This window comes from Winogradskyella pulchriflava (assembly GCF_042434315.1).
GTDB lineage: Bacteria > Bacteroidota > Bacteroidia > Flavobacteriales > Flavobacteriaceae > Winogradskyella > Winogradskyella pulchriflava.
On record NZ_JBHLTQ010000001.1, the window covers coordinates 109,932 to 125,368 of the forward strand.

Annotated in this window: 15 protein-coding genes and 1 pseudogene; 13 read left to right on the forward strand and 3 right to left on the reverse strand. The window is 34.3% G+C overall.

Annotated elements, in window-relative coordinates; all coding sequences use genetic code 11:
* The first annotated feature begins 3 nt into the window (after positions 1 to 3).
* The 7 genes from ACFFGA_RS00475 (at position 4) to ACFFGA_RS00505 (ending at position 8,289) form a co-directional block, all read left to right on the forward strand.
* The gene (locus tag ACFFGA_RS00475; RefSeq protein ID WP_386058076.1) at positions 4 to 1,458 is read left to right on the forward strand and encodes a membrane dipeptidase; all 1,455 of its coding nucleotides are present in this window, start codon (positions 4 to 6) and stop codon (positions 1,456 to 1,458) included.
* 60 nt (positions 1,459 to 1,518) lie between these two features.
* Positions 1,519 to 1,992, forward strand: a complete 474-nt coding sequence (locus ACFFGA_RS00480; RefSeq protein WP_386058079.1) for a nucleoside deaminase — start codon at positions 1,519 to 1,521, stop codon at positions 1,990 to 1,992.
* A gap of 65 nt (positions 1,993 to 2,057) precedes the next feature.
* Positions 2,058 to 2,330, forward strand: a complete 273-nt coding sequence (locus ACFFGA_RS00485; protein WP_386058082.1) for a hypothetical protein — start codon at positions 2,058 to 2,060, stop codon at positions 2,328 to 2,330.
* A gap of 56 nt (positions 2,331 to 2,386) precedes the next feature.
* Positions 2,387 to 3,796, forward strand: coding sequence for an FAD binding domain-containing protein (locus tag ACFFGA_RS00490; protein WP_386058085.1), 1,410 nt, complete (start codon positions 2,387 to 2,389; stop codon positions 3,794 to 3,796).
* The gene (locus ACFFGA_RS00495) at positions 3,789 to 6,119 is read left to right on the forward strand and encodes a xanthine dehydrogenase molybdopterin binding subunit (protein WP_386058087.1); all 2,331 of its coding nucleotides are present in this window, start codon (positions 3,789 to 3,791) and stop codon (positions 6,117 to 6,119) included. The genes ACFFGA_RS00490 and ACFFGA_RS00495 overlap by 8 nt, the downstream gene beginning before the upstream one ends.
* Positions 6,120 to 6,236: 117 nt before the next feature.
* Entirely contained in the window at positions 6,237 to 6,740 is a 504-nt protein-coding gene (locus ACFFGA_RS00500; protein WP_386058090.1) for a hypothetical protein, read from the forward strand.
* Positions 6,741 to 7,128: 388 nt separating this feature from the next.
* Complete coding sequence (locus ACFFGA_RS00505; RefSeq protein ID WP_386058093.1) at positions 7,129 to 8,289, forward strand: hypothetical protein; 1,161 nt, start codon at positions 7,129 to 7,131, stop codon at positions 8,287 to 8,289.
* A gap of 82 nt (positions 8,290 to 8,371) precedes the next feature.
* On the opposite strand, the gene ACFFGA_RS00510 is transcribed toward ACFFGA_RS00505, so the two are convergent.
* The 3 genes from ACFFGA_RS00510 to xdhC form a co-directional block, all read right to left on the reverse strand.
* The gene (locus ACFFGA_RS00510; RefSeq protein WP_386058096.1) at positions 8,372 to 8,854 is read right to left on the reverse strand and encodes a nucleoside-triphosphatase; all 483 of its coding nucleotides are present in this window, start codon (positions 8,852 to 8,854) and stop codon (positions 8,372 to 8,374) included.
* Positions 8,851 to 9,858: a hypothetical protein gene (locus ACFFGA_RS00515; protein ID WP_386058099.1), complete on the reverse strand. Its 1,008-nt coding sequence runs from the start codon at positions 9,856 to 9,858 to the stop codon at positions 8,851 to 8,853. The genes ACFFGA_RS00510 and ACFFGA_RS00515 overlap by 4 nt, the downstream gene beginning before the upstream one ends.
* Positions 9,859 to 9,943: 85 nt before the next feature.
* Positions 9,944 to 10,723, reverse strand: a complete 780-nt coding sequence (gene xdhC / locus ACFFGA_RS00520) for a xanthine dehydrogenase accessory protein XdhC (RefSeq protein ID WP_386058102.1) — start codon at positions 10,721 to 10,723, stop codon at positions 9,944 to 9,946.
* 179 nt (positions 10,724 to 10,902) lie between these two features.
* Here xdhC and ACFFGA_RS00525 point away from each other — a divergent pair, with 179 nt between their 5' ends.
* The 6 genes and pseudogenes from ACFFGA_RS00525 (at position 10,903) to arsM (ending at position 15,367) form a co-directional block, all read left to right on the forward strand.
* A complete protein-coding gene (locus ACFFGA_RS00525; RefSeq protein WP_386058104.1) occupies positions 10,903 to 11,238 on the forward strand; it encodes an arsenosugar biosynthesis-associated peroxidase-like protein in 336 nt (111 codons plus the stop codon).
* A 78-nt stretch (positions 11,239 to 11,316) separates the two neighbouring features.
* A complete protein-coding gene (gene arsS / locus ACFFGA_RS00530) occupies positions 11,317 to 12,372 on the forward strand; it encodes an arsenosugar biosynthesis radical SAM (seleno)protein ArsS (RefSeq protein WP_386058107.1) in 1,056 nt (351 codons plus the stop codon).
* Positions 12,373 to 12,404: 32 nt separating this feature from the next.
* On the forward strand, positions 12,405 to 12,896 hold the full coding sequence (locus tag ACFFGA_RS00535) for a rhodanese-like domain-containing protein (RefSeq protein ID WP_386058110.1): 492 nt from the start codon (positions 12,405 to 12,407) through the stop codon (positions 12,894 to 12,896).
* A gap of 238 nt (positions 12,897 to 13,134) precedes the next feature.
* A pseudogene (locus ACFFGA_RS00540) lies at positions 13,135 to 13,517 on the forward strand (TIGR04282 family arsenosugar biosynthesis glycosyltransferase).
* Entirely contained in the window at positions 13,510 to 14,322 is an 813-nt protein-coding gene (locus ACFFGA_RS00545) for a purine-nucleoside phosphorylase (protein WP_386058113.1), read from the forward strand. The pseudogene ACFFGA_RS00540 and the gene ACFFGA_RS00545 overlap by 8 nt, the downstream one beginning before the upstream one ends.
* A 76-nt stretch (positions 14,323 to 14,398) precedes the next feature.
* Complete coding sequence (gene arsM, locus ACFFGA_RS00550; protein ID WP_386058116.1) at positions 14,399 to 15,367, forward strand: arsenosugar biosynthesis arsenite methyltransferase ArsM; 969 nt, start codon at positions 14,399 to 14,401, stop codon at positions 15,365 to 15,367.
* Positions 15,368 to 15,437 lie beyond the last annotated feature (70 nt).

Here is a 15,437-nt window from a genome sequence, read left to right on the forward strand (position 1 = left end):
ACTATGAGCAGATCTTATATCGATTTACATTGCCATCCTTCATTAAAACCTTATGGCAAGAGTTTTAAATACGAACCACCAAAACAAAACAGGTTAAACAGTGGTCGTAAAAATTCTATTTGGCATTATAGTCCACCTAATTTTTTAGAAAGACAAGTCAACCGAGTTCTAACACTAACAAAATTTACGCAAACAGATTTAACTGCAATCGCAAAAGCTGGTTGTAATGTTGCTGTTATTTCCCTCTACCCTTTTGAAAAACATTTTCTGAAAGACAAAATGTTAGGCTTCAAATTTATTCCAGATTTATTAGTGAATTTAGCTGCTGGAGTGAGTCAAAAACGTATTGACAACTTAAGAAATCATTCGAGTTATTTTCAAGATTTAAAAGATGAATATGCCTACTATATGCAATTGCATAATATGGCACAAATAATTGATGGAGTTACCTATACCTATCGATTGGTTAATAGTTATTCTGATATTGAAAACAACATTAACACATCAACTACTGACAGTAAAATCATCAGTTTAGTTAATACCATTGAAGGTGCTCATGCTTTTGAAACAGGACTAGACAGAGATAAAAACACAGCAGATGAAACGACCGTTTTAAACCATATTGACCTAGTAAAAAACTGGGAACACAGACCATTTTTCATCACCTTAGCACACCATTTTTACAATGAAATTTGTGGTCATGCCAGAAGCATTGGCATTGGTTTAATAAAGAAACAACAAAACAGAGGACTTAACTCAGACATCACAGAATTGGGTTTTAAAGTCATTGACAAACTATTAGATAATTCCGAAAACAAACGCATACTTATTGATGTAAAACATATGAGTACTGCGTCTCGAAAAACCTATTATCAGTTATTAGAAACCAAATATGCCAAAGAAAATATTCCGATTATTGTGAGTCATGGAGCGGTTAATGGGAAACGTTCTATTGTAGAATGGGAAGCATCAGATACTAAGCTCAGTAAAGCATTTAGTGATGTAGATATTAACTTTTATGATTCGGAAATCTTGCGAATTGCAAAATCTAAAGGTATTTTTGGATTACAGTTAGATGAACGACGTATTGCTAGCAAAAGTGCCATTCGGAATTCTCGAATTTATTGGCCAAGCAAGAAACATCGCTATAAAAATAAATCGGATTTAATTTGGAATCAAGTTCAGCATATTGCCGAAATTTTGAACAAAAATGATTTATTTTGTTGGGAAACTGTCGCCATAGGCTCAGATTTTGATGGTATTGTCAATCCGATAAAAGGGCTTTGGACAGCAGAAAATATTAAAGATATTAAACCGTATTTAATTGAAAAAGCTCAAGACTACCTCGATAAAAATGGTGGTAATTTGAAATCGCAAAATCAGATTTCAGCTCAAGAAATTATAGATCGATTACTATTTATAAATGCAGATGAATTTCTAAAACGAAACTTCAAATAACGTATGTTGTGTTCCCTTCCTGGGAATGGATAGGGATGGGTTTAAAAAGAAAAAAAGAATATGACAGATAAACAACAATTTATGAAAGAAGCTGTTAACGCAGCTTTAAAAGGCATGAACAACAATGAAGGTGGACCATTTGGTTGCGTCGTTGTAAAAGATGGAAAAATTGTAGGTCGTGGTAACAACAAAGTTACCTCAACCAACGACCCAACAGCACATGCTGAAGTTACAGCCATTAGAGATGCTTGTAAAAACTTAGATTCGTTTCAATTAGATGGTTGCGAAATTTACACCTCTTGCGAACCTTGCCCAATGTGTTTAGGAGCTATTTATTGGGCACGACCAGATAAAGTGTATTACGGAAGTAACCAAGTAGATGCTGCTAATATTGGTTTTGATGACGAGTTTATTTACAAGGAAATTCCATTACCTTACGAAAAACGAAGTATTCCGTTTGAACAATTAGCTCGAGAAATTGCATTAGAACCATTTCAAGAATGGGCTAAGAAAGAGGACAAGACTGAGTATTAATTAAAACGTTAGAAAACTAAATAACAACTAGAATGGGATTTAAAGTTGGAAAGAATGTTCCACCCATGGAACGAGAACTAATATACCTTCTTGGTGACCTTTGTGTCAAATGGGGATTTTGTATTCCTCCTAAGGATTTCAATCGTATTTCAAAAATGGAATATTATAAAGCTAATGATTTTGCCATAGAAGTAGTTGAAGCAGAAGGATTAGATTCTTACCCTGAATCTAAGTGGGTAAAAAAAATAGCCGAACGTTTTAAAGAAAGATTTGGAACTGATGAAATTGAAGCCTCTACATTTATTGATAGAGTAAGAAGTATTAAGGAGAATTGGTGATTTAAAATAACTATGAACAATAATTATTTCATAAAACTACATATAGAGCAAAACAAATGATCACCTTCATACTAAATAACAAAACCATCAAAACGTCTGAACATTCTGGAATGACCTTATTGGATTTTGTTCGCTACGAGCAACGTCTCACAGGAACCAAAATTGGTTGTCGCGAAGGAGATTGTGGTGCTTGTACCGTTTTGGTCGGTACTTTAGAAAATGATGTTATCAATTACCAAAGCATTACATCGTGCATTTCACCATTAGGTAATGCACATGGCAAACACATAGTCACGGTTGAAGGCACAAATCTAAAAGACAAATTAACCACAGCACAAGAAGCGATGAAAGCCAATTACGCCACACAATGTGGCTTTTGTACTCCAGGATTTGTGGTAGCATTAACTGGTTTTGCGTTATCACATTCAGAACACAATTACAACAATGCCTTAGATGCTATTAGTGGAAATATTTGCCGATGCACAGGTTATAAAGCGATTGAAAAAGCGGCTCATCAAGTCGTTGAAAAACTAGAACATCAAAAACAAAATTCTATTAGTTGGCTCGTTGAAAATGATTTTATTCCAGCGTATTTTGAAAGTATTCCAAAACGTTTGAAGGACATTGAAATTGCCGATTTAAACCAACTTAAAGGAAAGTATGTTGCTGGCGGAACGGATTTATACGTGCAACAAGCAGATCATCTAGCAGATAACGACGTGCATCTTATTGCCGAAAAGGATTATTTAAAAGGCATCAAAATTGAAAATGGAATTTGCACCATCGGAACCAACTCTACAGTTTCCGATTTATGGAATCACACCGAACTCAATTCTTATTTTCCAAACTTAAAAAAGCATTTAAAATTAGTCTCTTCAGAACAAATTCGGAATATGGCTTCACTTGGCGGCAATCTTGTGAATGCATCGCCTATTGGAGATATGACTATTTTCTTTTTGGCATTAAATAGCGATATCACCATTATCAATGAAGAACATAAAGAGCGAACAATTGCGCTCAAAAACTTCTTTCAGGATTATAAGACATACGATTTAAAAGACGGAGAACTTATAAAAGCCATCAGTTTTAAGTTACCAACAGAGCACTCATTTTTCAATTTCGAAAAAGTTTGCAAACGCACACATTTAGATATTGCCAGCGTGAATTCTGCCCTAAGTATCACTGTTAATAACGGAACTATTACAGATGCCAATGTGTCGATTGGAGGAGTTGCCGCAATTCCGAAATATTTACACGATACGTCAGCATTTTTAGCAGGAAAGACTTTGAGTTCAGAAACGATACTAGAAGCTAACGAGATACTTCAAAAAGAAATCAGTCCAATTAGTGATGTTCGTGGTACGAGCGACTATAAGCGTCTGTTAGGAAGACAATTATTCTTTGCGCATTTTACAGCGTTATTTCCAAAGCAATTCACTTTAAACGATTTTGTTCAACATGCATAAAAACAAGACCAATAACGAGCTCAACACAAAGTTAGATGCGGTTTCAAAATCATTAAAACGAAGCATTAAAAACCTTGATTCTTACACACATGTTCGAGGTGAGTCCTTGTATGTTGACGATGTTAATATGAGACAAGGTACATTTCACGCTGTGGTTTTTGATTCACCAAAAGCACACGGAAAAATAAAACACATTGATTATTCTAAGGCAGAAGCTTTAGAAGGTGTCATACGTATTTTTTCTTACAAAGATATTCCTGGTCAAAATGAAATTGGTGGCATCATTGCAGACGAACCTTTATTTGCCGAAAAAGATGTTCATTTTTGGGGCATGCCAATTGCCTTAATTGTTGCTAAAACCGAATTTATTGCCAGAAAAGCAAGAGGTTTAATCGACATTGAAATTGAAGATCTACCAGTCATTACAACAGCAAAAGAAGCTAAGGCAAAAGGCAGTTTTATTAATGCACCACGTTCTTTTAGCTTAGGTGATTCCGAAAAAGCATTCACAAACTGCGACTATATTTTTGAAGGAGAAACCTTCTCAAACGGTCAGGAACATTTATACATCGAAGCACAAGGAGCTTACGCAGAACCGATGGAAAATGGTAATATAAAAATTACCTCATCTACTCAAGGACCAACTGCTGTTCAGAAAACAGTAGCACGTGTTTTGGGTGTTGCCATGCATAAAATTGAAGTTGATGTCACACGTCTAGGTGGTGGATTTGGTGGCAAAGAAGACCAAGCGACACCTTGGGCTGTGATGGCAGCTTTGGCGACTTATCACTTGAATCAGTCGGTTAAATTAATATTGAATCGACATGACGATTTACGCATGACAGGCAAACGTCATCCTTACGAAAGCACTTATAAAATAGGGCTTTCAAAAGATCTTAAAATATTGGCTTACGAGGCCGAATTTCTTCAAAATGCTGGTGCTGCAGCCGACTTGTCACCTGCTGTTGCAGAGCGTACATTGTTCCATGCCACTAATAGTTATTATGTGCCAAATGTTGAAGTAACCGTTGCTAGTTGCAGAACCAATTTGCCGCCAAACACGGCATTTAGAGGTTTTGGTGGACCTCAAGGTATGTTTGTTATAGAATCAGCCATAGCAAAAGCTGCTCATGAAATTGGTGTACATCCAAGAGCTATTCAAGAAGCTAACTTATTGGATGAAAACGATACGTTTTCGTATGGACAAATTGCTAAGAAAGTAGAAGCCAAAAATAGCTGGAATTCTGCTAAATCCATTTACGATTTAGATGCTTTAGAACAAGAGGTTAAAGATTTCAATTCTAATAATTCGAGCTTTAAAAAAGGAATCGCATTAATGCCTATTTGTTTTGGTATTTCGTTTACCAACACACCAATGAATCATGCTCGTGCGTTGGTTCATATTTATTTAGATGGCAGTGTTGGCATTAGCACAGCTGCGGTAGAAATGGGACAAGGAGTAAATACTAAAATGATGCAAATTGCTGCTAATGTATTTTCGATTCCTATAGAAAAAATTAAGATTGAAACCACCAATACCACTCGTGTTGCCAACACCTCACCTTCTGCTGCGAGTTCAACAGCAGATTTAAACGGAAAAGCAACATTGATGGCTTGTAATGCTTTGGTAGAACGTTTAAAATTAGTAGCTTCAGAAGACTTAAATGTCTCTGAAAAAGATATCACTTTTAAAAATGAAGTTATTTATGTTAATGACAAAAAAACAGATTTAACTTGGACAGAACTTATCAGTAAAGCAATGCTAAAACGTGTGGCTTTGACTGAAAATGCACACTACGCAACACCAGAAATTCACTTTGATAAAACCAAAGAAAAAGGTCACCCTTTTGCTTATCATGTTTACGGAACAGCAATCACAACGGTTACTGTAGATTGCACGCGTGGCACGTATGAATTTGATAGTGTAAAGATTGTTCACGATTACGGAAAAAGTATGAGTGAAGGCATTGATTTAGGTCAAGTTGAAGGTGCTCTGGCACAAGGCATTGGTTGGATGACGATGGAAGAGATTGCTTATAATGAAGATGGTCGCTTATTGTCGAATGCCTTATCAACCTATAAGATTCCTGATATATTTTCGGTACCAAAAGACGTGGAAGTAATTCCTGTAGAAACTCAAGGTCACGAATTAGCAATTTTAAAATCTAAAGCTGTAGGTGAACCACCTTTAATGTATGGTATTGGAGCTTATTTTGCAATTCAGAATGCGATAAAGGCGTTTAATCCGAATTATGATTTAAAATTTCATGCACCAATGACACCTGAGAAGGTTTTGATGGGTTTGTATGGAAATAAAAAATAAAAGTAACTGTCAGTTCGAGTGATTTGAGGAACGAAAATTGTATCGAGAACCTATTGAAACTAAATTCTTATTCTCGATATAAATTTTACTCATTTTAAATCGTAAAATTCACTCGAATTGACGAATTTAATTAAACCATTGCACTACAAAAAACAAAACATTCTCAAAGGCGCACTAATTTACAGTGCTGGTGATACTATTGCTGCACTTTTGTTAGATGAATTTTCATTAACTCGTTTATTGGGAATGATATTAGTTGGCGCAACGTTTTACGCTTTTGAAATCCCGAATTACTTCGACTGGATTGTAAAAAAGACCCAATTTCTAAATGGTATTAAAGCCACACTAGTAAAAACAGGTTTAGCTATAGCCTATTTTAATCCGTTGTGGATTGCAAGACACTTATTATTTATTAAACTATTTTCAGGTCAGTTTGAAGCTATTGGGTGGAACTTATTAGAGATTGCTTTCTGGTCGTTTTTAGCCAATATTTTGATTTCGTTTATTGCGAATTACATCATTCAAAACCGCTTTAAATTAAAATGGCGTTTTCTAGGATCGGCTATTTTTTCTGCTTTAATGGCTATTTATTATGCTTTGAGTGAGACTTTTTTTGGATAACGCATTCCTACAAAGGCAGAAATCTTAAGAATCGTTGAAGTAGATTCCGCAAGATGGTAGAATTTTTCACAAAAACAATTGTCAGAAAAATTGATAGAAACGTCGGTAAAATACCATCTAATAAACTGTTAGGTATTTTTCGTTCAACACCTATAGAGGAATTAGTAGTGTAAAAAAGGTGATCCTAGCGTATATAATGTTTGTACTAATAATAGATGTTTTTAATTTTAAAACTATCGTCTTACTAACCTAAACAGAAAGTTTTTATGTATCTTTCAATACATTATTTACGACATTGAATACTTAGGCAACGAAGTATAGATTTGTTAAGAGGTATAAGATAAGTCTATATACTTTATCAAACTAACTATTAAAACCATTGATTCTTATGAAATCGCTTCTTAACAAAGCCATCCTTATCTCTTCGTTAATTCTTTTTTTCAACTGTTCAAAAGATGATTCAGGTGGTAATAATATTCCAATTGAACCCTTAAACGAATTTGGGCTTCTTGAGTTTAAAATCTTTAGTAATCCAAATTTGGGTTTTGATAAAGTTCTTGAGGGCAGTGATGATACTTTTAATTATTTCGGCTATGGTGATTCCATGTTTTCTGCTATTGCGAATAAAAACGTACCTAAGGTTTTAAGTAAAGTGGTTCAATTTAATCCTGATGATGGTAGTAGCATTGAAATTGAAGTTGATGCCAATTTTATACCTATCAGATTTGAGTCAGAAGAAGGAAGCGAACAAAATAGAATAATTTATAGTGTTTATTATAATGAAAACATAACAGAAATTACTGTGGAGGAACAAAATTCCGATGGCACTCTTAACTTTGTTGAGTTGATAACACTTAGCGGATTTCCCCATTCCGAAGGCAGACAGAATAGTGTGAATAATGAAGACTGTTCAGAGGAAATCTTACCAGAAAATAATTCTTTTAATATATGTGCAGATGGAAACATTTATGAGCAATACGGAAATGATTGGGAGAATAACAGTGGTAGAACTACTGTCAGGAATGTAGGTAAGTTTATAAATTGGATTGTGAAAACCTTCAAACAACGTGTATGTCCTAATGATGACACTTTAGGAAGAGGCTATGTTTCTGGTGCGTTTTCTTGTGATGAATTAGAGGAACCACTTAAGAGTTATATTAGATTTTTAGATACTGGTGAAGTTTTGAGATTTAGTAACCAAGTAAACATAACTACTAACCCAAACTGTAGTGCATTAAGAACTTATTATATTAATACAGAAATTTCTTGTGACGCTGGTGAAAGTTACGGTTGGCCAGATGAAGACAATAAAGAATTTATGACTATTTCAGTAAATTTATTTCAAGGAATTTATTATGCTAATGCCTTTTGGAAATGCACTACTAGTAATCCTAGGGTTTGGGATTTTGACCAAGGAATATTTACTTCAATTCAAGAGAGTCAGATTGGAATTTCTTTAATAGGATATCAAGCTGCTTATTATAATGGTAATTCTAGTCCAGTTCCTTATGATGTAAATAGACCAATTGAACTAGTCTTTAGGTTTTAATTATACTTTTTATCTTATATACGAATGTCAACTCATTAAATACAATTTCAAATATGATTTTGTGATATATAACAAGAATTCTTTATAGGTTTTTTAAATTCTCCTTTGTAAGTAATTTATACACCTTTATTTTATAATGATTTATAACCGCTTCAAGTAATGACTTCCTAACCACAAGAATTAAGTGTTTATTCGCATCAAACATAAAATTAGGAATCAACTTTTTAGTTGCTTCATGGAAACCCTCATTTTTCAATTCTAGTTTCCCAAGCTCATCAATAATTAAATATTTAAAATCTCTTCTCTCATTGGAATCTAATAAGTATTTATTTGCTTCCTCAAAAGCAGACTTCAAAAACTTAAAAGGGCCAATGGAGATCGTTTTTTCAGATTCAGATTCAACTTCAAGTTCAAATTCTTTCTTTGATTCAATTTTCAAAAAATAGCGTTTTCCATTGTCGCCATCAGGACACAATAATCCATCAACATCTGTTCTACCACTTACCCACTCTAACAAAGCGGTTGTTTTTCCATTTCTAATATCGCCTGTGAGAATATAAATCATTCCGAAGGCAGTTTAAAATGAATACAATTAGAAATGCTATTTGCTATAAAATATTTGAATCTATTATACCCTTTTAAATCGGCTGTTGCTTTCCAAGTATAGGCTAAAATCTGTCGGAAATAGGGAAACAAATCCATGGCATTGGTAATCTCTTCTTTGTATTGTGATTCTTTTTTATTCAAATATTTCCGAACTACTTTTAATAAAAATGGACCAATTACTAAATACCAAAGCATTAAAATTAAAAAGCTTCGTAACAAAATATACACTGCCTTTTGCCACCCAAATAAATCACCACCAAACAATGAAAATGCTAATACAATTACAGCAACTGTGATTAGCCAAACCCAAATAACTTTGGTTCTGAATGCCACTTTTTTCTTCTGATTTTTAGATTCTATAGCTTGAGGCTCTAAATAGAAATCTTCTTCTTTTTTACCAGCAATAATCTTAATGACATTTCTGATAAAAAATCCGGCTAAAATGCCACAAACACCATACACTAAAAGATATAAGGATACTAAAAATGACGTGGTCGATGTTTCTGAAACAAAATCTAATTTTTTCTGAACCCAAGCACCATAAATATTGACAGCTTCCCATAATTCTGTACCATAGACAATGGTGAGAATCAATAATTTTTGAAGTGCAGATTCTAAAAACGTCACCATACCAAAAATCATTAACGTCAAACCTTTCCAAGAAAAATTCGAAAACAAAAACGCACCAAATAGGGCTTGAAAACTAACGGCAACATAAGCTCCAAAAGGGGAATATGGACTTACTGCCATTTTTATAATCAATACAATAACGAGTGCTTTTAATATGGCTTGCCATTTATTTTCGGCATAATAAGCGATTAAACTAATTAATAATATCGCAATACCACCAACAATTAATCCTGTAAATGGTGTATTAAAGACGTGTAGAAATCCACCTAAACCAGATTCGTTCAGTGCCCAAAGCGCGGTTAATTTGTCTATGATGGATTTGTTGTTTTTCATACCACTTCCTGCGAAGGCAGGAATCTCTTTAAGGTTTATTCTACTTTATTTTTCATATGCACTTCGACTGCGCTCAGTGTGACAACTAGTTCTTCAAACCTTGATAATGCACCTGCAACAGCTGAGCAACAACACTAATCGCAATTTCTTTAGGTGTATCTCCACCTATTGGCAACCCTATTGGGCAAACCACATTTTTCATTCCATCTTCTATTCCCATTTCTTTAATCAGCATATTATGGAATCGTGCTTTCTTGGTTTTACTGCCTATTAAACCTAAAAATTTGGTTTCGTTTTGCAAAGCCATAGAAATAATATCGAAATCAATGGCATGATTATGAGTCAACGCAATAACATAACAGTTTCTTCCCCATTTTACAGCATCTCTAAAGGTTTTAAAATCTATCTCACTTACCTGACATGGATTAATACTAGGATCTAATTCTTTTTCTGAAAACCAATCGGTTCTAGAATCTATAAGGTTGACTTTAAATGGTGTACCTACTAACAAACTGGCAATTTCTTGGCCTATATGTCCTGCTCCAAATAAGAATAATTCTGGTGATTGGTTCATGGGTTCTATTATAAATTCAACTTTTCCTCCACAACATTGTTCAAACTCTGGTCCTAATGTGTAACCAGATTCAATAATTTTATTGTCATGAAGTGCCTTAATAGCTTGGTCAATGGCTAAAAATTCTAACTTCCCTCCTCCAATAGTTCCAAAAAGTTCTTTCTCTTCTGTAATTATCATTCGCGAACCCAAAACACATGGAGTTGACCCATAACACTTTGTAACAGTGACAAGCGCAACAGGTTGCTGTTTTTCTTTAAATTCAGATAAAATTTCTATCCAGTTCTTCATTTTAAATTGAAAAGAGGAATTAAAAGTAAGGTTTTTTTAGTGTAATATCCATTTCCATAGTCATCTTAAAAAAATTAGCTTTCTCCTAATATTTCTGTTAAGTTTGAGTTTATTTTTCGACTTAAAACTCAACGCCTATTTTTTACGTAGGTAATATAACAAACTGAAACAACTCAATTATGTCTAAAACATATTACGATCCGGCTGATTTAAGAAAATTTGGAAACATTACTGAATGGGGTGAAGAACTCGGTAATAAATTCTTTGATTATTACGGAAAAGTATTCGAAGAAGGAGCATTAACTGCTCGTGAGAAATCATTAATTGCATTAGCCGTAGCGCATACTGAACAATGTCCTTATTGCATAGATGCCTACACTAAAGATACGCTACAACGTGGTGTCACTAAAGAAGAAATGATGGAAGCCATACATGTTGGCGCAGCAATTAAAAGTGGAGCTACACTGGTACATGGTGTGCAAATGATGAATAAGGTGAACAAGTTAGATGGGTAATTCGATTTACGATTGTTGATTTACGAATTTAGATTTTTTCAATTCGTCAATCGTAATTCGTAATTCATAAATCAAAATATGGTAACAAAATCATTAAAAAAACAAGGAAGCGATTTAGCACAAAGTAATAGACAACTTGAGATTTTATCTAATGGAATTTTTCAAAATGGTGAATTGCCCACGTTTAAAAACAAGATTTCCGAAACGAATCAGTTTCCGCTTAAGGCTAAAAAGTTAGAAATACTTCAAATTAATGTTGGTTATATGTGTAACCAAGTTTGTGACCACTGCCATGTCGATGCTGGTCCAGACAGAAAAGAGATTATGACTCGCGATACGATGCGTCAATGTCTTGAAGTGATAAAAAACACTGGAGCACATACACTCGACTTAACAGGTGGTGCACCAGAAATGAATCCAGATTTTAGATGGTTTGTGGAAGAAGCTGCCAAGGCAGGTATCAAAGATTTTATTGTACGTTCTAATTTAACCATTATTCGTGCCAACAAAAAATATCACGACCTACCAGAATTCTTTAAAAAACATAATGTGCATGTCGTAAGCTCAATGCCACACTGGACACGTGGAAAAACAGATAAACAACGTGGTGATGGTGTTTTTGATAAATCCATTAAGGCTTTGCAAGAATTAAATGCTGTGGGTTACGGCATGCCAGATTCTGATTTACGTTTGGATTTGGTTTATAATCCTTCAGGCGCTTTTTTACCTAGTGACCAAGCATCTATGGAAAAGGATTTCAAAAAAGCATTGCTTGATGATTTTAATATTCAATTTCATAACCTATTCGCGATTACTAATTTACCGATTTCACGATTTTTAGACTATTTAATTGCATCTGAAAATTATGAAGATTATATGTATTCACTTGTTGAAGCCTATAATCCAGCAGCAGTAGAAAACGTTATGTGTACCAATACGCTTTCAGTAAGTTGGGATGGTTATTTGTTTGATTGCGATTTTAACCAAATGTTAGAATTGCCTGTAAACAGTAAAGTAAAACACATTTCTGAGTACAACGAGGATTTACTTGAAGGTAGAAATATTGTCATTTCTCAACATTGTTATGGTTGTACAGCAGGTGCAGGTAGTAGTTGCCAAGGAAGTGTCGCTTAACCCATTCCAGCGAAAGCAGGAATCTTATTATAATGAAAAACAAAATTCTATACATATTCATATTTCTATCGAGCATCAGTTTCGCTCAAAGTTCTATTTCAGAACTGTTGAAAAAATTCAATACTGAAAGTGTGCCTTACATCTCTGTGCACGAATTAGCAATGCCAAAAACGGAAGCAATTCTGTTAGATTCTAGAGAACTGACAGAATTTGAAACGAGTCATATTCAGAATGCAATTCATGTTGGTTATGATGATTTTAAAATTGAAACCGTTACCAATCAAATTACAGACAAATCAACAACTATAGTCGTGTATTGTTCTTTAGGCATTCGCTCGGAAGACATTGCCGAACAACTTGAAAAAGCTGGCTACACCAAGGTTTTTAATTTATTTGGTGGTATTTTTGAATGGAAGAATAACGACTTCAAAATTTACAATGATAAAGGCGAAACTAATGATGTTCATGCCTTCTCAAAAGAATGGAGCCAATGGCTTTTAAAAGGAAATAAAATCTATGACTGATGCACTTGTAATTGTGTTTGTAAAAAACATAAAATTAGGAACTGTAAAAACCAGATTAGCCAAAACTATTGGAGATTTTGGTGCGTTTGAAGTGTATTCGGAACTAGTGAAAATAACCGAAATAGCAACTGAAGGATTAGACATTGACAAACGCATTTATTTTTCAAATGCTGTTGTAGATACGAAATGGCAGAATGAATTTAAAACCGTTCAAAATGGTGCCGATTTAGGCGAACGCATGCTGAATGCTTTTAAAGATGGATTTGAAGCTGGTTACAAACGAATTGTATTAATTGGATCTGATTTACCTGATATAAATTCAACCCATATTAAAAAAGCATTGAAGCTTTAGCCACTAGCGATGTGGTTTTCGGACCTGCCGAAGATGGTGGTTATTATTTAGTTGGTTTATCTAAAATGAACACGGCAATTTTCACTAATAAACCGTGGAGTCAGTCTAATTTATTAGAACAAACGTTACAAGAGTTACACAATAATAACGTTACAGTGAGTACCTTAGAGACGTTAAATGATATTGATACGTATGAAGATTTAATTGCTTCAGATTTCTATAAATCGAATAAAAAATTACAAGAAAAAATACAACAGCTTAATGATTAAATATATTATTGAAAGCACAGAATATTTACAAAGCAAAGGCTTTGAAAACCCAGAGGTTGGTATCATACTTGGCACTGGATTAGGGCAACTTATTAATGAAATTGAAATCATTGCCGAAGCAAGTTATAACCACATACCAAATTTTCCAACGGCAACGGTTGAGTTTCATAAAGGCAAATTAATTTATGGAGTTTTAGAAGGAAAAAAAGTGGTGGTTATGCAAGGGCGTTTTCATGTTTATGAAGGTTATACGCTTCAAGATGTAACATTTCCTGTCCGCATTATGGAAAAATTAGGAATTAAAACCTTACTGGTTTCTAATGCAGCAGGTGCTGTTAACTTAGATTTCAAAAAAGGAGAATTAATGCTCATTGATGACCATATTAATCTTCAAGGAGGTTCACCTTTAGCATTTAAAGGAGTTTCGGAATTAGGCGAACGATTTGCAGATATGAGTGCACCTTATGATTTAGAAATCAATTCTAAATTCAAAAGTATCGCTAAAGAAAACAACATTACACTACACGAAGGTGTTTACGCTTCTGTTGTTGGACCTCAACTTGAAACCAGAGCAGAATACCGAATGCTTAAAACCATTGGTGCAGATGCTGTTGGTATGAGCACAGTACCAGAGATTATTGTTGCAAACCATTTAGGATTAAAAGCAGCAGCTGTTTCGGTTTTAACTGATGAATGCGATCCGGATAATTTAAAGCCAGTTGACATTGCTGAAATTATTGCTATGGCTGGTAAGGCTGAGCCTGATATGATTACGTTATTTAAAGAATTGATTAAAACAATTTAAAAAGTTTTCAGTCGCAGTCGCAGTATTCAGTTCTACTGTTGCTGTAAACTGAGACTGAGACTGAACACTAGAAAAAATGAGTTACTTAGAAGCCACAAACACGTTATACAAAGAAGCAGCACTAACGCCAGATGTTGGGCTATGCTGCACCACAAATCCGATTTGGGAATTACCAGGATTAAAGATTCCAAAAATCATGCAAGAAATGAACTACGGTTGTGGTTCTACAGTACATGCACGCGATTTAACCAACAATCCAAAAATGCTATATGTTGGTGTTGGCGGAGGCATGGAATTGTTACAATTCTCATATTTCAACAGACAAAAAGGTGGTGTTATTGGTGTAGATGTGGTCGATGAAATGCTTGAAGCGTCTCGAAAAAATTTTAAAGAAGCCGAAGAACAAAACGACTGGTTTAAGTCTGAATTTGTAGAGCTTAAAAAAGGTGATGCCATGAATCTTCCTGTTGAGGATAATAGTATTGATGTGGCGGCTCAAAATTGCTTATTCAATATTTTTAAAGCAGACGATTTAAAGAAAGCTATTGCCGAAATGTATCGTGTATTAAAACCTCATGGACGACTAGTAATGAGTGATCCAACGTGTGAGCAACCAATGAATGACACATTGCGTAATGATGATAGACTTCGTGCGCTTTGTTTAAGTGGTAGTTTACCAATTGCAGAATACGTAAAAGCATTAACAGATGCTGGTTTTGGGACTATTGAAATTAGAGCACGTAAACCATACCGAATATTAGATCCTAAAAATTATCCAACAGACGAATTAATCTATATCGAATCGATAGAAGTTGCAGCTATTAAAGACCCAATGCCAGCAGATGGACCTTGTGTTTTTACTGGTAAAGCAGCCATTTATTATGGAGACGAAGATTATTTTGATGATAAAGCTGGACATGTTTTATTAAAAAATCAACCTTTGGCAATTTGTGATAAAACAGCTGGAGCGTTACAAGCTTTAGGCAGAGATGATATTTATTTCTCAGAATCTACGTATCATTATGATGGTGGAGGTTGTTGTTAAATTCCTGCGAAGGCAGGAATCTCATCAAATAAAATTGATATGTTATCTTTATTAAAATAAATAGGTTATT

Excerpts from the sequence above, each read along its gene's own strand:
- ACFFGA_RS00535 (WP_386058110.1), top strand. The coding sequence starts at position 12,405 with ATGAAAAACAAAATTCTATACATATTCATATTTCTATCGAGCATCAGT.
- ACFFGA_RS00510 (WP_386058096.1), bottom strand. The coding sequence starts at position 8,854 with ATGATTTATATTCTCACAGGCGATATTAGAAATGGAAAAACAACCGCT.
- ACFFGA_RS00495 (WP_386058087.1), top strand. The coding sequence starts at position 3,789 with ATGCATAAAAACAAGACCAATAACGAGCTCAACACAAAGTTAGATGCG.
- ACFFGA_RS00480 (WP_386058079.1), top strand. The coding sequence starts at position 1,519 with ATGACAGATAAACAACAATTTATGAAAGAAGCTGTTAACGCAGCTTTA.
- ACFFGA_RS00525 (WP_386058104.1), top strand. The coding sequence starts at position 10,903 with ATGTCTAAAACATATTACGATCCGGCTGATTTAAGAAAATTTGGAAAC.
- ACFFGA_RS00475 (WP_386058076.1), top strand. The coding sequence starts at position 4 with ATGAGCAGATCTTATATCGATTTACATTGCCATCCTTCATTAAAACCT.
- arsM (WP_386058116.1), top strand. The coding sequence starts at position 14,399 with ATGAGTTACTTAGAAGCCACAAACACGTTATACAAAGAAGCAGCACTA.
- arsS (WP_386058107.1), top strand. The coding sequence starts at position 11,317 with ATGGTAACAAAATCATTAAAAAAACAAGGAAGCGATTTAGCACAAAGT.
- ACFFGA_RS00505 (WP_386058093.1), top strand. The coding sequence starts at position 7,129 with ATGAAATCGCTTCTTAACAAAGCCATCCTTATCTCTTCGTTAATTCTT.
- ACFFGA_RS00515 (WP_386058099.1), bottom strand. The coding sequence starts at position 9,858 with ATGAAAAACAACAAATCCATCATAGACAAATTAACCGCGCTTTGGGCA.
- ACFFGA_RS00485 (WP_386058082.1), top strand. The coding sequence starts at position 2,058 with ATGGAACGAGAACTAATATACCTTCTTGGTGACCTTTGTGTCAAATGG.
- ACFFGA_RS00490 (WP_386058085.1), top strand. The coding sequence starts at position 2,387 with ATGATCACCTTCATACTAAATAACAAAACCATCAAAACGTCTGAACAT.
- ACFFGA_RS00545 (WP_386058113.1), top strand. The coding sequence starts at position 13,510 with ATGATTAAATATATTATTGAAAGCACAGAATATTTACAAAGCAAAGGC.
- xdhC (WP_386058102.1), bottom strand. The coding sequence starts at position 10,723 with ATGAAGAACTGGATAGAAATTTTATCTGAATTTAAAGAAAAACAGCAA.